Source organism: Rhizobium sp. NFR07 (genome assembly GCF_900111905.1).
Classification (GTDB): domain Bacteria; phylum Pseudomonadota; class Alphaproteobacteria; order Rhizobiales; family Rhizobiaceae; genus Neorhizobium.
The window spans coordinates 1-18,507 of record NZ_FOKM01000032.1; the positions used below are offsets into that span (position 1 = coordinate 1).

Here is an 18,507-nt window from a genome sequence, read left to right on the forward strand (position 1 = left end):
ACTCGCCGCCTGTCGCCAGGCTGATATTCATCGATCCACTCCGAAAGCTTTTGACGGCAAGGGTAGCCAAGCGCTTTCATGGTCCATGCCAGGCAACGGCCATGCTCCAGATAGTGCTCAACAGCAATCCTCCTTTGCTCATCCGAATAACGCTGTTTGGTACGCACATATCTTGCCGACAAGTCGTTGCCAGATGCGAGTTCACGATACCAATGCTTCAGAGCATTCTTCGTCGGATAGCCCAACTGGCGGATGGTGGCATTCGCCCGCTTGCCGAGCTTGATATAGAGCTTCACGGCCCTCATGCGGTCTTCGTACGAATACATGAACTATCTCCTGTTAGTCCAAGTTTTCGTCCGCACCTCCAGGGGTCAATATTCCGCGCCGATTGACACCCGGATCTGTCTACGGTCGAACCGTGCCTCGTCGACTTCGAGGAGAGAACCCATATGCTGTGCGCGGGGCATGTTTTCAACGGCGAAACGCAGAGCCTCGGCGGCCGTCTCGAAACGCCGGTAGCGTGGGGCCCTGCTCCCGCGGAGAGATTTGCCCGAATACAGGCCTGCCACGCCTGTGTAGTCGAACTGGGTCAAGGGGTTTTCCTCCACGTCGCGGAAGGAGACTGAGCATTGACCCGGCTGGCTTCCCTGATGGTACGCTCTGCTTCTCGCAGCTCGCGCCGTCGCAGCTGCATTCCATTTCGCAGAACCGTGAGTTTTTCAGCGTCTGAGCCTGCCTCGGCAGCGCGAAAAAGCTTGTCCGCAGATTGGCGGAATGTGGAGTTCATTGTGATTCTTTCATTGGTGAGCAGGGGCTGCCGCAACAAATCGCCTTATCTGCCGCTATTTCTGCGGGCCATTTACTGCTTTGTCAGCTTGCTGCGCTTTGATTTCAACCGTTGAGAGGTTGCGCATTCCGGCCTGATTTTCATGCCGTCGTCGGCGTTCGGGCTTTCCACTGAGACGTGGAAGAGGACCTCGTGCTTGGGGTAAGGCCGCTAAAGAAAATGACGCTTACGGGAACGGCTAAGTCCGGCGTGTCTCGAGCGACACTTGCCGGACAGATCGATCTTTTGAAGGGAGATCCGGGCGGGCCCTGCTCCAGCTCGACATGACAATCATTGGTCGACTACAGTTATGTGGGTACAATTCCCGCTTTAACAAGAGCTTCAGTTACGTCTGCTCTTTTGAAGAGGGCGACGATGGCCCTTCTCTTCAACTTGTTGATGGGCCAATTACTGGCCTGACGCTGCAAACCGATGCGGTAAACAGGTCGGTCCTACTTGACCTCCTATACGGGGCGGCCGTGCCGGTCTCGGCCAAACTGGGCCTGGGAAACCCAACTGGTACTGTAACAAGTGCTCGCTGCGAATTCCCAGTGAAGCCTGCCGCGGACGTTATCTAGTGCTGGAGCCTAGTCAAACGCGTTTTTCGCCCCATATAAGGTAATCGCTGTTCTTGTGCATTAGCAACGCCTCGTGAGCGGATGCTGGCGGTCCCACGAAACCTCGTCTGGACTGGCGCTTAGCACAAGAGAGAAAAATCCATGCGTATTGCGCAAGTGGCACCCCTAGCGGAATCCGTTCCGCCTCAACTCTATGGCGGCACCGAGCGTGTCGTCTCCTGGCTCACCGAAGAACTTGTCGAACAGGGTCATGATGTCACGCTGTTTGCCAGCGGAGACTCTGAAACCTCTGCTGAACTCGTACGGGCTGTCCCGCAGGGTTTGCGACTACGAGGCATTCGGGATCACACTGCTAGCCTCCTCGTGATGCTGGACGAGGTTCGCCGCCGGGCATCGTCATTCGACGTCATCCATTTCCATGTTGATCTGCTTCAGTTTCCTGCTTTTCGGGATTCCTCCACACGGTGTCTGACGACATTACACGGCAGGCTTGATCTACCGGATTTTCACCCAGTCTATCGCGCATTTCCAGAAATGCCGCTCGTCTCCATCTCCAATGACCAGCGTTCGCCGCTTCCCAACGCGAACTGGTTGGCCAACATTCAGCATGGTCTTCCAGAAGGGCCCGCGCCTTCCAATGCGCATAGGCGTGATTACCTAGCCTTTCTGGGCCGCATAGCGCCTGAGAAACGGCCGGATCGAGCAATTGAAATTGCCAAGCGGACGGGCATTCCGCTGAAGATCGCTGCAAAAATCGATCCAGCGGACCAAGACTACTTCGATCACGTGATTCGTCCGCAGCTCGACCACCCGCTGATCGAGTTCATTGGCGAGATCGACGATCACGAGAAGCGGGCCTTCCTCGGAAACGCGATCGCTCTCCTCTTCCCGATCGATTGGCCAGAGCCATTTGGCCTGGTCATGATCGAGGCCATGAGAGAAGGCACGCCCACTATTGCTTGGCGTCGGGGCTCGGTTCCAGAGGTCTTGGATGAGGGGGCGTCAGGGTTTATCGTGGAGTCAATCGAAGAGGCAGTTGTAGCAGTTCGCATGGCTGCTAATCTTGACCGCAAGACGGTGCGACAACGGTTTGAGAAGCGGTTTACGTCCACTCGGATGGCGGCGAACTACGTCGCCGAATACGAACGCCTGACGGAACAGTCAGAGACGATTCCACATCACCATCGGGTTGGACACGATCTCTCTATACCCTTAGCGCCACTGGCTTCTGCCATAAAGCCTCCTGGTGGCGTGAGCCTATCCTCAGTTCATAGGTCCATCTCATGACGGTAGCTGATGTTGCATTAAACGATGGAGCGCACGCCTTCGACACCGCTCGCTACGATCTTGAAGTGGAGACCTCGCTTGTCGGTGGGTCGTTACAAAACCTTAAAGACGGGAATAGCTTTGCCGTCCTGAACAGCCACGGCGATATTGGCGGTACGAATGCTGCAGAAGGCTTGTTCTACCGCGACACGAGATTTCTGTCGAAACTGGAGCTTCGTTTTCAGGGGCGGAGACTTTTACTGCTCAATTCGTCCAGTCACGACGATAAGGCGGCGCTTTCTGTGGATCTCACGAATCCTGAAATCGATCAGGATCTAGAGGTCCTCCCACGAGAAGCAATCTTTCTCGAACGCACTAAATTTCTGTTCGAGGGGGTGTGTTACGAGCGGCTCAGCGTACGAAACTACACGGCATCCCATCGCACGCTGACAATCGACTATGCTTTTGATGCCGACTTTCGCGACCTGTTTGAAGTTCGCGGCATGAAGCGGGAAAAGCGTGGGCAGGAGACGTCCCGGGTCGTCGCGCCGGATAAAGTTGAGTTTAAGTACACGGGCCTTGATGAGGTGAAGCGGCGAACCACGATCGTCTTCGCACCAGTTCCGAAACGTCTGGAGCAAAACCGTGCGACACTGGAGCTTGTGCTCGGACCGGGGGAAAAGACCTCGATCTTTATGACGGTTGCTTGCGAGGAAGGCGCGCAGGCGCTTGTGCTGGATTTCTTCCGCGCCTACCGTGCTAGTCGTCGCGCCCGACGCACCCACACACGACGGATTGCGACCGTGGAGAGTTCAAGCGATCTCTTCAACGAGGTCGCCTGTAGAGCCACCTCCGACGTCTATATGCTGATCACCTCGACCCCATTAGGGTTATATCCGTACGCGGGCGTTCCATGGTTCAGCACGATTTTTGGACGCGACGGGATTTTCACAGCAATGTTCATGTTGTGGATGGACCCGACGATTGCCAAGGGCGTCTTGTGTACGCTTGCTGCGATGCAGGCCCAGGAAGTTGATCCCGCAGCGGACGCGCAACCGGGCAAGATCCTTCACGAGATGCGCCATGGCGAGATGGCAAATACTGGCGAGGTTCCTTTCGGCCGCTACTACGGCAGTGTCGATTCAACGCCTCTTTTTGTTATGCTGGCGGGCATGTACCTAGATGCGACCGGCGATTTGGAGACGATCGCCGAGATCTGGCCGAACATCGACGCTGCGCTGCGCTGGATGGACGACTACGGCGATCGCGACCGCGACGGTTACGTTGAATATCAAGCCGAAACGAACGGCAGCCTCAAGAACCAGGGCTGGAAGGACTCCCACGACTCCATCTTTCACGAAGATGGTACCGACGCAGTTGGATCGATCGCCTTGTGCGAGGTTCAGGGGTATGTCTTTGCAGCCAAGCGGTTTGCAGCGCAGATGGCTGAGAGGCTTGGGCACCACGTTTTGGCAGGAAATCTGAAACAAGCCGCCGAGGACTTGCGTCTCCGGTTCGAAGCCGACTTCTGGGACGAGGAGCTAGGGACTTATGTTCTGGCGCTCGACGGGATGAAAAGGCCTTGTCGCGTGCGCGCGTCTAACGCCGGGCATGCCATGTTCACGGGTATAGCTTCGCTGGCAAGGGCGAAGCGGGTCGCGGCCGCACTTCTGAGCAAGGAAGGATTTAGTGGCTGGGGCATCCGGACCCTTGCCCAGGGCGAAGCTCGGTTCAATCCAATGTCCTACCATAACGGCTCTATATGGCCGCACGACAATGCCGCCATCGCCATTGGCCTCGTGCGTTACGGTCTCAAGGAAGAGGCGGCGCGCGTTTTCCAAGGTCTTTTCGATGCGGCCAAAGAGCAAGAGATGCGGCGTCTACCAGAGCTGTTCTGCGGCTTCATCCGGAAGCCGGGTCGAGGTCCCACGCCATATCCGGTTGCCTGCTCTCCGCAGGCATGGGCCGCCTCAGCTATCTTCGGCGTTCTGGGTGCGTGTCTTGGCCTTGAGCAGGCTCACAGCGATGATGAGATCCGTTTCCGCAATCCGATCATGCCTGCATTCCTCGACGAGATCGTGCTGCGGAACATACAGATAGGCTTCTCTCTAGCTGATTTTCGGATGCATCGATACGGGAATGACGTAGCGACGAATGTTCTGAACCGAAGAGGAAACGCCAGGATCCTCATTGTGAAGTAAGCCGATCATTGAACGGCAAGTTTTATATTAGGCTGCCCAGCCGCTGGCGCGGCAATCGGAGCATCGCTTCAAAGGCAATCCTTGCGGCGGTGAAGCAGTAGAGCAGGAGCCAACCATGACCGAACCTTGACCTGGTTCCGCTTGGTGCGGGTTCTGGATTATCCTTCAGATCCGAGCGGCCTGTGGTAAACGACGTCTTCCCGACGTAGCCCCGCTTTTTGGATGGAGATCGTGGCCTTCGAATAATCATCACGCACGAGTCCGTGCTATTACAGTTTCGCGTTAGAGGAGATCAACCATGGTAGGCAGATGGGATGTTTCTTTTGAAGAGTGGCGCGCTCTTCTGCATCTTTTCAGAGCTGAAGACGTGGCGCTCTCTACGGAGAGCGAACAAAGGCTCCTTCATCTCGGGTTGATCAATCAAGGCGACGGCACCGGACTCAGCGCGGCGGGGAGGACGCTTATAGAGCACGAGCTTCTGTTGGAGCGGAGAAACCGCCTTCAGCACTGATTGCGGTCTGGTGTGAGCAAAAGTTTAAATCGCCTGAAATACATGTTTGATCGCGACCAGCAATCGCTCGCCCCTTACATCAATGCGGGACGCTTCAATGCATTCAGCTATGACCAGCCTCTCGAGCCCGGCATCCGCGCCATTCCAAGCCCCGGCCATACGCCGGGCCATAGTTTCTTTGCGGTTGAGAGCGAAGGACAGAAGCTGCTTTATGGGGCGATTTCGTGCATGTCGCGCCAGTACAGTTTCCCGATCCGGCCGTCACCGTCGCCTATGACAGTGATCCGGCTGAGGCACGTGCGGAGCGAGCGAAGATCTATGCCGATGCGGCGCGTGAAGGCTACTGAATTGGCGCGGCACATGTCGTGGCTAAAGATGGTCACTTCCTCTGGGCAGCCCCGATAAAGACCGACTGACAAGTGGAGCTGATACCTGAATGGCGAAAAAATACTGTCGCCATTCGGGCCTAGCATTGGTCTTGATGTTGGAGTGGATGGCCCCTGAACGGCATCGAAATGTGCCAGAATGAGCTGTTGAGATCTCAATCGAAGGGGCCGCCCATGGACAAGATTATTCGTATTGGCATGGATACGTCAAAGCATGTCTTTCAGCTGCATGGCGTGAATGCTGGAGAGAAGCCGGTCTTGCGTAAGAAAATGCGACGCAAGGAGATGATTGATTTCTTCACGACCTGCCCGCCAACTTCGGTCGCGATCGAGGCCTGTGGTGGTTCCCATCATTGGGCGCGGTTACTCGCCTCATTTGGACATGAGGTGAAGATGATCGCACCACAACTTGCTAAGCCCTACGTCAAACGTAACAAGAATGACGCTGCCGACGCCGAAGGGCTGTGCGAGGCGATGGCCCGCCCAACGATGCGGTTTGTTCCGGTCAAGACAGTTGATGACCAGGCAGCACTCATGCTGATCAGCGTCCGTACCCGTCTGATAGCCTACCGCACCCAACTCGCCAACGCGATCCGGGGCTACGCCAATGAATTCGGCATTTCCGCAGCTAAGGGGCTAGCCCATATTCCGATGCTGCTCGAGAGGATAAAAGTTGAGAAAACTGTGCCAGAGCTCGCGCAGGAATTGTTCACGAGCCAAGCCGAGGAATACGCTGAACTGGAGAAGAAGATTGCGGATGTGGAGGCCAAGGTAAAGGCATGGCAGCGTAACGACGAACGCAGCATACGCCTCAATACCATTCCCGGTATTGGCCCAATCGGTTCGGCTCTCTTGATCATGAAGACACCCGCTCCGGAGCTCTTTCAATCTGGCCGCCAGTTCGCAGCCTGGATAGGGTTGACGCCAAAAGATCACTCGACCGGCGGAAAGCTGCGGCTCGGTGGTATCACGCGAGCTGGCGATGAGGCTCTGCGGGCTATACTGGTGAATGGAGCAACCGCTGTCATTCATCACGCGCGGCGATCCGGCAAGGCCTCTCAGTGGTTGGCGGAACTGCTCAGGCGTAAGCCGCCTAAACTGGCAGCTGTCGCACTCGCCAACAAAATGGCGCGCATAGCTTGGAAACTCATGGTCTCCGGAGAAACGTACAGCGCACGATCAGGACCGGCTTTAAAGCAATGCGCCACATGAAGACAAGGAAGCAAGAACCAACTGCATCCTGATCTTCACCACGTATAGGCAATACTACAACTTGCAAGATAATAGCAGATGGTGTGATCGATCGATCCGGGACACAGGACACCCCGAGAATCCCATCGGCCCGTCAAGGCCGCCTTGATGTTTGGGACCTGTGTTGCGGAAACCATCTTGGCCAGCGTTCATGTGTGAACGCCACGACAGGCCGGACATATGGACGCAAGCGATCAGATCAAATTATCTCGAAATATCTTGCGGGTCGGGGGCCGTCCACATATGAGATTCGAACCGACGGCCCACGATTGTAATTTATGCGGTGCATCAGCCGTGCCAAACCATCCTATCTCCAGAGATGTTGCAGAAACCGCGATGTCTGGCTATATTACTGGAAATATCCGGAGGTTCCGATGGCCAGCTCTCAGACACGCGCAATTCAGAATTACAGAAGCCGCTTGGGCGACCGCGGCCTCGCTCGTTTTGAGGTACTTGGGCGCGACAGTGATCGCAGTTTAATTAGATCACTTGCTCGCAGGTTAGCAGAAGACGGCCCGGAAGCAGCCAATCTCCGTGCCATTGTCAACGAAACCCTTGCTGGAGAGCCGCCCAAAAAGGGTGGTATTCTCGCGGCTCTACGCCGATCCCCGATGGTTGGAGCCGATCTCGACACAGCCCGATCACGCGAGGAAGGTCGCGAGATAGATTTGTGATGCGTTATTTGCTCGACACCAACATTCTTAGCAATATCACCAAACCAGAGCCTTCGATGTCATTGATGACATGGATGTCCGAGCAAGCCGACGATGATTTGTGCATCGCTTCGCTTACTGTCGCGGAGATACACCGAGGAATACTTGAAAAGCCAGCGGGGAAGAAGCGAGCCGCACTCGAGGCCTGGTTTGCCGGCAATGAAGGGCCTCAGTCGCTCTTCGCTGGTCGCATTCTTCCGTTCGACGAAAAGGCAGCTCTGATCTGGGGCGAGCTAATGGCCCACGGAAAGGCGACGGGCCGCCCACGGAGTGCCTTGGACACAACGTTGCTGCCATTGCGCAATCCAACAGCTGCATCGTTGTCACCGATAATGAGCGAGATTTTCAGGGGATCGACATTATCAACCCCCTCCGTGCGACCGTGATCTAAGTCAGTTGCTAAAGTTTCGCTCTTGAACCATATCGAACCTTCGACCACCACATTCTGCATCGAGTACGTAGCGTCAATCAGGATGAGGTTCCCGCCGGGAATAGCGCTCCAATGCGCTGGCTGGGACCGAGCAACGTGTCACTAGGTCGTCGCGGAACGTGTCAGCTCGAACCGCGGTGGCTCAGAGCCAATATTCGGCGTTTCCTGGCCGAAGCGTTACGGCTCGGCCCTAAAGACTTCCCGACGCCACCTGCCCCATAAAGCCAAATGGGGTTTGTACGTCGCATCGAGTCCACTCTAACCGTCCACCACTGCGGACAAGGGCACTTGGGCAAACATCATATGTCCGGTATCAGACACTGGAAGGTTTGGCGGCGTAACAACTAGCAGGGGCTGCTAAAGACCCTTGCGGACGCCGCACGGGTCAAATCTCTGACATAGTGGAGAAATTAGCGGCCCCACGCTTCCTGTGCTTAGCAGAAGCTCATTATGGCATTTTTAGAACGATACCGGACATATCATTTCGAGCACATGTTGCGGGAAATCTAAAACAGTGTTATATAATCTGCACCGCCCCACAATCAAAAGTCGAGCGACACGCGAGATCTAACAGTTTCAACCGCACCGCTTTTTGTGGTGACCATGGCTGGGAGCCAAAGATGCAGGCCTTCCTCGTTGACCCACATGCCGTGAGTCAAGCTTCCAATCTTTTGGGGGTGATGGCGAACCAAAAACGACTGCACATTCTAGATGTTTTACGGCAGCGTGAAACGTCCGTCGGTTCGCTGGCCATGCAGGTTGGGTTGAGTCAGTCGGCTCTTTCTCAGCATCTCGGAAAGCTCCGTGGAGCGCGGCTCGTCACCACCCGACGAGAAGCCCAAACAATTTTCTATTCCTGTAAGTCACCCAAAGTCAGGCTTCTGCTCAAGACGCTTTATGAGGTCTACGGTATCGAAGAATTCCTGCAGGAATCCTCCCTGTTCAAAGCTGAACCGCTCCAGATCGATCAGGCCGCGCTCCTAACCACCTGAAAAGCATGATGCAGATTTCAATGATATCGTTATGAGCATCATTGCTGTTGGATTCTCGCTCCGTTGGAAGGTGCCGGTGCATGTCGGGGAAGATGATCTACTGTCAAGGACGATTAGAGGCCCGGCTGACGCTCTGAGGCACCTGAAGACATTCAGCTACAAGTCCGGACCCAATTATTGGCGTGCCCATGACCTTTGCCAGCTTGCTTTAACGGGCAGCGTTCGTTCAGAAATGTGCCGAAAGCCCTTTATCGCCGCATGCGCTGACGAAGACGCACGCTGCTCAGGTGACGATTAGTTTGATCCATTGCTTAGACAGGGCCAATAAGTTTCCGGTATTCGTCCTCCGCCGGACCGTAGGCACCACCAGCAAAGCCTTCCAGGCCGGGACGGTTGAGGATCGCTATCTCATTTCGCTTCGCTTCAATGAAGTGAAGGCCTTCCAGAACATGCAAAGCAGTGGTGATGCTTTGGCGCCTGACGGCAAGTATCACAGATAGAAATTCGTGTGTCAGCGCGATTTTCTCCCCGTCGGATCTGTCGTGACACATCAACAGCCAACGAGCGAGACGTTGTTCGATTTTGTCGGTTGCGTTTGACAGTGCTGTATAAGACGTCTGGACGGACATTACGTGTGCAAATCGCGAAAGCAGCGATCTCAGCCGATAGCTTCCCTCGACTGCGTGGGAAAGTTGGATACTGCGAATTCTGTGACCATGCCCAGAGATCTGCATAAATGTCGAGTATGGGGTCGTCGGCGCGTCCAGGATCATCGACGTTGGTGACATTCCCTCATAGCCAAAAATACCGATCTCTGCTTTCCTGCCGCCCTTAACCTCGGCGACAACGGATCCAAGTCCGGACTCTAAAAAGTAGCAGTAGTCGGTAACCATGCCGGGCGCCGACATTTGGTATAAGCGGGGCAGTTCAGCCTCTTCGAGATAGGGAGTAAGGCCGGCGAAATCACTCGGGCTCAGCGAGCGAAGAATACGATTCCGAATAGCTGTTTGCGAAGGACTGCCCATTCTCTCAACCTCAGTGAGGGCAAGAGCAATGATCTTCTCCTAGCCGTACGCGCCACGAAGTTGCGAACGATGTCTCATTGTCAGCTTCTGTCGTGGCTTATGTATGGCCAGACGAAAAGCGTCGCACAAGGGCGCCGCAGCCTCTGTCCGAAATGGGACACTCCTTGGACGTCTCGCATTTCAAGCGCTGTCTTCGAAGTTCGCGACGAGCGGTTCTGTCCATGGAGGCTAGGTGACGTAGTGAGGCGGTTGTTTCCCGACTGTTCTCGAAAGATTCCCGCTCACCAACCTCTATTTTAGCTTTATATAATATTGATTAGGGTGATCCAAATGAGACGGGAAGGTCGTTCATACTCCGGCCAATTTGTCCTATAGGGGACATTATGCGAACCGATGGTGCAGGCCTAAGCCTCGTCCGGGCCTTTCGCGCCTCAGTCAATCGTCCGTCAGTCCAGGCTCAAGACTGTCCAGGACCTTGAGGATTTCACGAACCGCTTGTGAGTCTGAGGAGTAGAAGACTTGTTGTGCCGAGCGTCGTGTCGTTACCAGCAGCGCCGCCCGCAGTTTGCTCAGGTGCTGCGAGAGCGCCGATTGGCTCACGGTGAGGTCAGTCGCCAACGAATTCACATCCCACTCCCGCATTGTCACGCGCTGAAGGACCTCAATCCGCACAGGGCTCGACTTTAGATCGAGTAGGTTTGCTGCTTCATTAGGGTCGAACGTAAAAGGCGCCTGCGCTTCGTCTTGCACGGGAGCTCTCCAGCAAGCAATCACCGTTACATGCGCCGGATTTTGAGCGGAGTCTATCCGGCGCTGGTTGTGCTTATCCCGGCAACCTCTCCACTGGTAGAATTATCATTTTGACCAAACTTTTTTCGGTCGTGAAACACTGGAACGGATTTGCCGCTTCAGGCAAGTATTGAAAACCCGGCTACCTGTCTTATTCTCGTTGTCTTGAGGTACGTACCTTATGCTGGAGGAAACGTGGACGAGATTGAACCCGGAGTGTACGCTTGGATTGTCGCAAGCGATTTGCATTACGGTGACAGCATGGTAGCGACCTTGTTTGGACTGAAGTCGCAGGATACCCAGCGAGGTCTGCCAGTTGCGAGATACTTAGAGCGAATTCACATAGAGGATCGAGCCGAGGTATCCCGGCTAATCGCCAAAGCTGTCAGTGATGGCCAACCATTCTATGCTGAGTATCGGGTTGTTGGCGCTAAGGGTTTGATTCGCCACGTCATTGATATTGGTCGCTGCTACTACCATAGTAACGGGATGCCACATCTCTGTTCCGGCATCGTGTACCCGGTGAGCCAGCTTAACGCTTCAGCCTTTGTCGGGACGGTTTGATCAAAAGGCTGCCAAGTAATGGGGTAGCCGCATCGTTAGACTTGCCGGGTGATTGATCTGTGACGTAGGAGTTCTGCCGCCCTATAAAACAAGCTGGCTCTCTTCAATGAATTGAGGGTCTCACCTCTGCTTTTTGGTTAGACCGTCGATCATCGATCCATTTCATCGTCGGCGTGACGGCAATGCCATGAACGACGATTGACGCAACGACAATTGAAAGCACGGTTGCCCAGACGGTCTCCGCAGCCTGGAATTCGGCATGCGCAGTCGCATAGGCAAGATAATAGATCGACCCAAGGCCGCGGATGCCGAATACAGCGATGATGATCGCCTCGCCGTGAGGATGTCCTGATCCTATCAAGGATATCCAGCCGAACAACGGTCGAACCAAAACAAGCGCAAGAACAGCGACAACGATCACCCGCCAATCGACGTGAGCCAGAAGCTGGCCACTTGCTGCAATGGACCCAAGGCAGACGAGGAGGACCATCATCAGCAATCGTTCGATCTGTTCGGCGAAGTCATGAAGCTGCTCATGGAAAACACTTTCCCGTTCGCTTGCCCGGAAGGCGACCGCGGCAAGAAAGACGGAGACAAAGCCGTATCCACCGGCAAGCTCGGTCAGACCATATGTCGCGAAGGTCATTCCCAGCGCAACGAAGCCATCCTGGGTCTTTGCCAAGCTGCTCCCATGCATCTTGAAAGCCAAGAAGCCGAACAGCTTTCCAAGCGTCCAGCCTATAGCCACTCCGCCTGCCAGCCTCCATCCTACGTCAACGACAGCCCAGTGCTGGTACAGTTCGCGGCCTCCTGCAGTCCCAACTGCCATGGTGATCGCCAGGTGTACGAAAGGAAAGCTCAGACCATCGTTCAAACCCGCCTCAGACGTAAGAGCGAACCGGACCTCGTCCTCCTCGCCTGTCTTCGGCGGCCCAACCTGGATATCGCTGGCGAGGACAGGATCAGTTGGCGCTAGCGAGGCACCGAGCAAGAGAGCCGAGGCCGCAGTCAGTCCGAGGATCCAATAGCCGAGAAACGCCAGTGCGGCGATGGTTAGTGGCATAGCGATCCCGAGTAGCCGCCACGTCGTTCCCCAACGCCCCCATCCGATCGGGCGGTCCAACTTCAGACCGGCGCCCATAAGAGCGACGATGACAACGACTTCCGTCATCCGCTCAGTGAACTCGCGGTTCTCCAGCGGGTTGAAACGAGGCAACAGCGGAAAAGGAGACCATGCCAAGATCGCGCCAATGGCGAGGCAAGCAATGGGCAGCGATAGTGGTAGGCGCCGCATCATCATCGGTAGCCATGCGGTAAGCAGAACGACGAAGCCGAGTATGGTCAGCGTAACAAGATAGATATCCATGCACGCTCACTTTCTGCGGTGGTCTTAGCCACTCAAACATTTGATCATTCAACGCCAGAGACTCAAATCTTGCCCGCAAATATAAGATTTCGAACGTCGTCCACGATTTGATTCGTCGCGCCGAGCGCATCGATTAGTTGCGCCGGCCTGCTGCCCCGCAGTCCCGCGGTGGTAAGCTTTTTGTCCCGGACATAGGTGTAGATACCGCTGACCGCAAAGGCGGCATAGTGGCTAATGTTGGTGCTCTGCCCGGTGAGTGTGCTGCGGAACAAGTCGCCACCGTAGAATGACCTGCGCGCAATCGGGTTTGCGAAGGCGAGTTCGAGAATAGCGATAAGTTGCCGTTCTTCTGTCACCGTATGGTCGACGTCGGGCGCGGGAGGCGCGGGTTTCGCGTTATCGTAACGATCAGGCAGGTGCAGGCGAAGTTTCAAGACGGCGGTGTCAGATGCCAGCGTCTGTGAAAATGCTCTCATGAATTCCGCAAATGCGGCTGGATCAGACGTTCGAGACCCGAAATGTATGTGCATTCGGTCCAGGCCATCGTCCCCGTTGGGAACGGGATTTGCAACGCGGTTGACAAATGTCTGCGATCCTCCGGGAAGAGCATAAGCGACAGTGGCGGCGAACATGTTCTGCTCGTCAGCAAAAAGGATCGAGCATGCTTCGTTAAAAACCTCTTGATCGGCCCTCGATTGGAAGCCGATCTCCACACCGCCGTCCAGGACATAGTTCTCGAAAGGCTTGATGCCTTCCACATCAGGCCAAAGATGCGCGTCCTGTTCACGATGGAAATGGTTCTGCACGTACCAACCAAGACCGGGGACACGTGAACACAGAGGACCATGTGCGTCGCGCCAGTAGGTCGCAAGTATTTGGTGCGGCACCCTCGGGCGTCGGAGAATGGTCGTGTAGGAGTTTGTCGCGATCGCTTCATCCCGCGCGGCATAATTCTGGTCTGCTGATATGATGGTCACGTCATGCTCCTGGTTAGTCAGGAGAACATTCGCCATCTCTCGTTGTTCCGCATCCGCGGTGCAGCTAAGCGACCATCGCCAAACTTGCAGTGAAGAGCCCGTACTTGCCTTCCTCGAAGGACTTAGTCACACACACCGACGACCTGAGAGACATAATGCAATGCCTGCCCCATCATTAGATGTGTCAGGCGACATGCCAAACTGGGCCGGTAGCGACAAATAGAACTGGGCCCCCTCCCGAAGGAGGAGGGACTGATGAAGTGCTCAGATCATGAGACATTCTCCGCGGTGTTTGCGCGGAGGGAAGCGATGCTTGAGCCCGATGAGGTGACGGCCATGCTGCGGTTGAACAAGCTGGGTTGGGGAAGCCTGTTGGTTTCCACGCAGAACTGAGCCGGTTAGGCGCATAATTTCCATTGAGAATTGAGCCATGTGAACCTTCCCCCAACGCGGAGAGCGACGGGGGCAACGGAGTGATCCACATGGGACTTTTAAATATCATTCGTCGGATGGCGCTGCGTGAGAAGCAGTCGATCCGCGAGATCAGCCGGCGCACGGGGCTATCGCGGAACACGATCACGAAGTATCTGAACGCTGGTACAATCGAACCAACATTCACCGTACCGGAACGACCGAGCAAGCTTGATCCTTTTGCCGACAAGCTGGCTGCCTGGCTGAAGACAGAGGCCGGGAAGTCGCGCAAACAGCGACGAACACTGAAGCAGGTTCATGCCGACCTGGTGGCTCTCGGCTTTACCGGCTCCTATGGTCGGGTTGCCGCCTTCGCCCGTGATTGGCGAGCGGAACGACAACGTGAGCAGCAGACGACGGGCCGCGGCATATTTGTTCCGCTGTCTTTCCGCCCAGGCGAAGCATTCCAATTCGATTGGAGTGAGGACTATGCCGTCATTGGCGGCGAGCGCACGAAGCTGCAGGTCGCGCATATCAAGCTATCGCACAGCCGCGCGTTTTTGGTCAGGGCCTACCTGCTGCAGACGCACGAGATGCTGTTTGACGCCCATTGGCACGGCTTCCGTGTGTTCGGCGGCGTTCCTGCTCGCGGCATCTACGATAACATGAAGACGGCGGTCGATCGCGTTGGCCGCGGCAAGGAGCGACAGGTCAACATCCGGTTCCTTGCGATGACGAACCACTACGTTTTTGCGCCAGAGTTCTGCAATCCCGCCGCGGGTTGGGAGAAAGGACAGGTCGAGAAGAACGTTCAGGATGCCCGACCACGCCTGTGGCAACAGATGCCGGACTTCCCGGATTTGGCAGCGTTGAATCTGTGGCTGGAGCAGCATTGCCAAGACCTGTGGCAGGAGACACCACACGTGAGCCTACCCGGTTCGATCGCCGATGTTTGGGCTGATGAGCAGCCTGCTTTAATGGCATTGCCCGCCATGTTTGACGGTTTCGTCGAGCAGAGCAAACGCGTCTCGCCAACATGCCTGATCACCTTCGAGCGTAATCGTTACAGTGTGCCAGCATCATTTGCGAACCGGCCCGTCAGCCTGCGGATTTATCCTGAGCGGCTGGTCGTTGCAGCCGAGGGCAATATCCTCTGCGAACATCCGCGGATCATAGAACGCAGTCACGACAAACCACCGCGAACGATTTACGACTGGCGGCATTACCTTGCCGTTATCCAACGCAAGCCTGGTGCCCTGCGCAATGGTGCTCCCTTCCTGGAATTGCCGCTGGCCTTTCGACAACTGCAGGACCAGATGCTTCGTCGCCCCGGTGGTGATCGTGAGATGGCCGACATCCTCGCTCTGGTGCTTCATCACGACGAACAGGTTGTCGTCAGGGCTGTGGAACTGGCTCTGGATCAAGGTGTCGCGACCAAGACGCATGTGCTGAACCTGCTGCATCGTCTGATCGATGGGAAGACGACCGACGGTCCCGATATCGACACGCCACAGGCGCTGACCTTGGCTCGCGAACCCAAGGCAAACGTGGAGCGCTATGATGGCCTGCGTGTCCGGATCGTGGGAGGTCGTCATGCGTCATGATCCTGCCAGCGCCGCCGTCGTCATCATGCTCCGTAGCCTGAAGATGCATGGCATGGCCCAAGCGGTCACCGACCTGATCGAGCAAGGAGCACCAGCCTTCGATGCGGCCGTGCCGATCCTGTCCCAATTGCTGAAAGCCGAGATGGCCGAGCGCGAGGTTCGCTCGATTGCCTATCATATGAAGGCTGCACGCTTCCCAGCCTACAAGGATATCTCTGGCTACGACTTCGCCGCCAGCGAAATCAACGAGGCGACGGTGCGCCAGTTGCATCGATGCGAATTCATGGACGGAGCGCAGAACATTGTCCTCGTCGGTGGGCCGGGTACAGGCAAAACACACGTCGCGACCGCTCTCGGCGTTCAGGCTATCGAGCATCACCGCCGAAAAGTGCGCTTCTTCTCAACCATCGAACTGGTCAATGCGCTCGAGCAGGAGAAGGCAAAAGGCAAGGCAGGCCAGATCGCCGAGACGCTGGTCCGTCTCGATCTGCTGATCCTCGATGAACTCGGATACCTTCCGTTCAGTGCTTCCGGCGGAGCACTGCTCTTCCACCTGCTGAGCAAGCTCTATGAGCGCACCAGCGTCGTCATCACCACCAACCTCAGCTTCAGCGAATGGGCAACCGTCTTCGGCGACGCCAAGATGACGACAGCTTTGCTCGATCGCCTGACCCACCGTTGCCACATCCTGGAAACCGGTAACGACAGCTTCCGCTTTAAGGCCAGCTCGGCCGCAGCAGCACAGAAGAGAGGAGAAAAGCCCAATCCCTTGACCAAAGCCTGATCACAAAACCATACTCAGAGGTGGCTCACTTCTCGGTGGAAAAACCGGCTCAGTTCTGCGCGGAAACCAACAGTCATGCGATGTGCCTGTTCTGGGGGCGCGACCTCAACATCCTGTATAATGATGCGTATAAACCCTTTCTCGGGGCAAAGGAACCCGGGGCGCTTGGCAAGCCCTTTTCGGTCATTTGGTCGGACGTTTGGGAGCACGTACAAGGGTTCGTCGAGGACGCTCTTTCTGGACGAGGAACCTATACCGAAAACATGCGTCTCGTGATGGACCGCAACGGATTTCAGGAGGAAACATTCTGGACATTCTCCTACAGTCCGCTTTTCGATGACGAGAACAATGTCGCCGGCCTGATCGACGTCGCTGTGGACACAACTGCCATGGTCCGTAGTCTACGGGTCCAAGAGGTTCTCCGCCACGAGCTCGTTCATCGCGTTAAGAATTCGATGGCTGTTACCACCGCTGTGGTGAATGCGACCCTCCGGCATGCCGAAACGCTGGAACAGGCTCGTGAGACAATCCATCATCGGATTACCGCTCTTGCCAAGGCTCAGAGCATCTTGAATGACGTGCCGATCGACGTTGATGTTGAGGACACGGTGCGTCAGAGCATCTCGGCCCACATGGACAATCCGGAACGTTTCCGGATCACCGGGCCGAAACTCCATGTTTCTTCACAGCAGGGCATTGGCCTGTCACTCGCCGTTTACGAACTGGCCACCAACGCCGCGAAATACGGCGCGCTTTCCAGCGAGACAGGATCGGTAAGTATCACTTGGAAGACATCCGGGTTACGGGGTTTCGAGTTTGTTTGGCAAGAGGCTGGAGGCCCGCAGGTCCAACCTCCCACGCGAACCGGCTTTGGTTCTCGTCTGACAAACCAGATCGTCGCCTCGTATTTTTCTGGCAAGGGTGAGACGACCTATGCGGCCGACGGCGTGAGGTTTGTCCTGGAGGGAAGCTATCAGACGGAAATCGACGTTCCAGAACCACAACCGAACCTATCATGGAATACCTGGGAACAGATGCCGAAAAAGCCGGCCAATGTCATTGGATAAAAACATCACTAAAACACAGCGGGAGAGCTCCTAATGCCAGAAGACAAAAAGGATTACGGAAGCGATGCTTGGCGAACCGATTGCCAGAAGGCGGATAGCTACCGACAAAAGCTAGAGGAAGCCCAGCAGTCGCTTTTAGATAATAGAGATCTCCCATCCGGCGAAACCCATCCATGAGCATCGAAGCAAAACCGCGCATCTTTATGGCAATCTTTGTGGCCGTGATTTTCATGGCTGCTATCGCGATTGTCGGCTTTTACACGGCTTTCTGGACGCCCGGTGACACGTCGCGCCAGTCTTCCCCGCACGCTATCGACCAAACAAACTGACATCTGGGTGCCGATGGAGACTTGTGCTTAGAGAGCTCGTCTTCGCCTTGAAGGGATCAGGACCTTCGACCCGGTTATTTGAGGAGCGCTAACGCGATGAATTCGCTCAGCGGCGCGAAGGTGATCAATGCTCTGAAAGACGCCGGCTTCGAAGTCATGTAGGCCAGGACGGCGGACGAAGCTCTAGATATTCGGCGAGCAAGCCATCCACTTCCTGTTCACTAACGTCCAGATGCGGGTTATGGCGACCGCGGTCGATCTTGCCCATGAGGTTGCCGCTCGAATTTTGGAGGCTGGCATCATCGGCGCTTCTGGCCGCATCCCACAAACGGAAATCGAGCTCCCGTTCTCGGCAGACGCCGATGCAAGACGGATGAATGACGATTAGATCGTCAGTCAGACGGAGAGACGGTTCCCATCGATGGTCAGCGTCACCT

The 18,507-nt window shown here is 55.7% G+C and carries 19 protein-coding genes and 2 pseudogenes; 14 read left to right on the top strand and 7 right to left on the bottom strand.

The features are described 5' to 3' along the window. Both BM216_RS32900 and BM216_RS32905 read right to left on the bottom strand, forming a co-directional pair. Positions 1-326 (bottom strand): annotated as a pseudogene (locus BM216_RS32900) (IS3 family transposase); the annotation flags it as partial. 45 nt (positions 327-371) lie between these two features. Then, positions 372-593 (bottom strand): hypothetical protein, encoded by a 222-nt coding sequence (locus tag BM216_RS32905; protein WP_093004562.1) that lies wholly within the window; start codon positions 591-593, stop codon positions 372-374. Between the two features lie 952 nt (positions 594-1,545). Here BM216_RS32905 and BM216_RS32910 point away from each other — a divergent pair. The 8 genes and pseudogenes from BM216_RS32910 to BM216_RS32940 all read left to right on the top strand — a co-directional run bounded on the left by BM216_RS32910 (position 1,546) and on the right by BM216_RS32940 (position 9,154). After that, positions 1,546-2,691, top strand: coding sequence for a glycosyltransferase family 4 protein (locus BM216_RS32910; protein WP_093004564.1), 1,146 nt, complete (start codon positions 1,546-1,548; stop codon positions 2,689-2,691). Next, a complete protein-coding gene (locus tag BM216_RS32915) occupies positions 2,688-4,871 on the top strand; it encodes an amylo-alpha-1,6-glucosidase (RefSeq protein WP_093004566.1) in 2,184 nt (727 codons plus the stop codon). Before BM216_RS32910 ends, BM216_RS32915 begins: the two co-directional genes overlap by 4 nt. 298 nt (positions 4,872-5,169) lie before the next feature. Further along, entirely contained in the window at positions 5,170-5,382 is a 213-nt protein-coding gene (locus BM216_RS32920) for a hypothetical protein (RefSeq protein ID WP_093004568.1), read from the top strand. A 224-nt stretch (positions 5,383-5,606) separates the two neighbouring features. Next, complete coding sequence (locus tag BM216_RS35170; RefSeq protein ID WP_280141729.1) at positions 5,607-5,729, top strand: hypothetical protein; 123 nt, start codon at positions 5,607-5,609, stop codon at positions 5,727-5,729. Between the two features lie 213 nt (positions 5,730-5,942). Then, positions 5,943-6,980 carry an IS110 family RNA-guided transposase gene (locus tag BM216_RS32925; protein ID WP_177231028.1) on the top strand — a complete coding sequence of 346 codons (1,038 nt, stop codon included), beginning with the start codon at positions 5,943-5,945 and terminating at the stop codon, positions 6,978-6,980. A gap of 413 nt (positions 6,981-7,393) precedes the next feature. Then, a complete protein-coding gene (locus BM216_RS34975; RefSeq protein WP_093004572.1) occupies positions 7,394-7,693 on the top strand; it encodes a hypothetical protein in 300 nt (99 codons plus the stop codon). After that, positions 7,693-8,123 (top strand): annotated as a pseudogene (locus tag BM216_RS32935) (PIN domain-containing protein). The gene BM216_RS34975 and the pseudogene BM216_RS32935 overlap by 1 nt, the downstream one beginning before the upstream one ends. Before the next feature lie 659 nt (positions 8,124-8,782). Next, a complete protein-coding gene (locus tag BM216_RS32940; protein ID WP_093004574.1) occupies positions 8,783-9,154 on the top strand; it encodes an ArsR/SmtB family transcription factor in 372 nt (123 codons plus the stop codon). Positions 9,155-9,465: 311 nt separating this feature from the next. On the opposite strand, the gene BM216_RS32950 is transcribed toward BM216_RS32940, so the two are convergent. Both BM216_RS32950 and BM216_RS32955 read right to left on the bottom strand, forming a co-directional pair. After that, positions 9,466-10,179, bottom strand: coding sequence for a Crp/Fnr family transcriptional regulator (locus BM216_RS32950; RefSeq protein ID WP_093004578.1), 714 nt, complete (start codon positions 10,177-10,179; stop codon positions 9,466-9,468). A 435-nt stretch (positions 10,180-10,614) separates the two neighbouring features. Further along, complete coding sequence (locus BM216_RS32955; RefSeq protein WP_093004579.1) at positions 10,615-10,929, bottom strand: ArsR/SmtB family transcription factor; 315 nt, start codon at positions 10,927-10,929, stop codon at positions 10,615-10,617. A 234-nt stretch (positions 10,930-11,163) separates the two neighbouring features. Here BM216_RS32955 and BM216_RS32960 point away from each other — a divergent pair, with 234 nt between their 5' ends. Continuing rightward, positions 11,164-11,532 (top strand): PAS domain-containing protein, encoded by a 369-nt coding sequence (locus BM216_RS32960; protein WP_093004581.1) that lies wholly within the window; start codon positions 11,164-11,166, stop codon positions 11,530-11,532. Between the two features lie 103 nt (positions 11,533-11,635). Here BM216_RS32960 and BM216_RS32965 read toward each other — a convergent pair whose 3' ends face one another. Together BM216_RS32965 and BM216_RS32970 are read right to left on the bottom strand one after the other, a co-directional pair. Continuing rightward, a complete protein-coding gene (locus BM216_RS32965; RefSeq protein WP_093004583.1) occupies positions 11,636-12,898 on the bottom strand; it encodes a cation:proton antiporter in 1,263 nt (420 codons plus the stop codon). 62 nt (positions 12,899-12,960) lie between these two features. Next, positions 12,961-13,875 carry a hypothetical protein gene (locus tag BM216_RS32970; RefSeq protein WP_093004593.1) on the bottom strand — a complete coding sequence of 305 codons (915 nt, stop codon included), beginning with the start codon at positions 13,873-13,875 and terminating at the stop codon, positions 12,961-12,963. Between the two features lie 255 nt (positions 13,876-14,130). On the opposite strand from BM216_RS32970, the gene BM216_RS34450 reads away from it, so the two are divergent. The 5 genes from BM216_RS34450 to BM216_RS34455 all read left to right on the top strand — a co-directional run bounded on the left by BM216_RS34450 (position 14,131) and on the right by BM216_RS34455 (position 18,070). Continuing rightward, entirely contained in the window at positions 14,131-14,268 is a 138-nt protein-coding gene (locus tag BM216_RS34450) for a hypothetical protein (protein WP_177231030.1), read from the top strand. An 89-nt stretch (positions 14,269-14,357) separates the two neighbouring features. After that, a complete protein-coding gene (istA, locus tag BM216_RS32975) occupies positions 14,358-15,890 on the top strand; it encodes an IS21 family transposase (RefSeq protein ID WP_093004585.1) in 1,533 nt (510 codons plus the stop codon). Beyond that, a complete protein-coding gene (istB, locus tag BM216_RS32980; RefSeq protein ID WP_093004587.1) occupies positions 15,880-16,674 on the top strand; it encodes an IS21-like element helper ATPase IstB in 795 nt (264 codons plus the stop codon). The genes istA and istB overlap by 11 nt, the downstream gene beginning before the upstream one ends. A gap of 35 nt (positions 16,675-16,709) precedes the next feature. Further along, positions 16,710-17,741: a sensor histidine kinase gene (locus BM216_RS32985; RefSeq protein WP_244530467.1), complete on the top strand. Its 1,032-nt coding sequence runs from the start codon at positions 16,710-16,712 to the stop codon at positions 17,739-17,741. 173 nt (positions 17,742-17,914) lie between these two features. After that, the gene (locus BM216_RS34455) at positions 17,915-18,070 is read left to right on the top strand and encodes a hypothetical protein (RefSeq protein WP_177231031.1); all 156 of its coding nucleotides are present in this window, start codon (positions 17,915-17,917) and stop codon (positions 18,068-18,070) included. Positions 18,071-18,224: 154 nt separating this feature from the next. On the opposite strand, the gene BM216_RS34525 is transcribed toward BM216_RS34455, so the two are convergent. Continuing rightward, positions 18,225-18,507 (bottom strand): hypothetical protein (locus BM216_RS34525; protein WP_210217103.1); only part of this gene is annotated, 283 nt, incomplete at its 5' end.

What these genes read in the sequence shown, in the direction of transcription:
- BM216_RS32910 (WP_093004564.1), top strand. Translation starts at nt 1,546, where the DNA reads ATGCGTATTGCGCAAGTGGCACCCCTAGCGGAATCCGTTCCGCCTCAA.
- BM216_RS32915 (WP_093004566.1), top strand. Translation starts at nt 2,688, where the DNA reads ATGACGGTAGCTGATGTTGCATTAAACGATGGAGCGCACGCCTTCGAC.
- BM216_RS32920 (WP_093004568.1), top strand. Translation starts at nt 5,170, where the DNA reads ATGGTAGGCAGATGGGATGTTTCTTTTGAAGAGTGGCGCGCTCTTCTG.
- BM216_RS32925 (WP_177231028.1), top strand. Translation starts at nt 5,943, where the DNA reads ATGGACAAGATTATTCGTATTGGCATGGATACGTCAAAGCATGTCTTT.
- BM216_RS34975 (WP_093004572.1), top strand. Translation starts at nt 7,394, where the DNA reads ATGGCCAGCTCTCAGACACGCGCAATTCAGAATTACAGAAGCCGCTTG.
- BM216_RS32940 (WP_093004574.1), top strand. Translation starts at nt 8,783, where the DNA reads ATGCAGGCCTTCCTCGTTGACCCACATGCCGTGAGTCAAGCTTCCAAT.
- BM216_RS32950 (WP_093004578.1), bottom strand. Translation starts at nt 10,179, where the DNA reads ATGGGCAGTCCTTCGCAAACAGCTATTCGGAATCGTATTCTTCGCTCG.
- BM216_RS32965 (WP_093004583.1), bottom strand. Translation starts at nt 12,898, where the DNA reads ATGGATATCTATCTTGTTACGCTGACCATACTCGGCTTCGTCGTTCTG.
- BM216_RS34450 (WP_177231030.1), top strand. Translation starts at nt 14,131, where the DNA reads ATGAAGTGCTCAGATCATGAGACATTCTCCGCGGTGTTTGCGCGGAGG.
- istA (WP_093004585.1), top strand. Translation starts at nt 14,358, where the DNA reads ATGGGACTTTTAAATATCATTCGTCGGATGGCGCTGCGTGAGAAGCAG.
- istB (WP_093004587.1), top strand. Translation starts at nt 15,880, where the DNA reads ATGCGTCATGATCCTGCCAGCGCCGCCGTCGTCATCATGCTCCGTAGC.
- BM216_RS34455 (WP_177231031.1), top strand. Translation starts at nt 17,915, where the DNA reads ATGAGCATCGAAGCAAAACCGCGCATCTTTATGGCAATCTTTGTGGCC.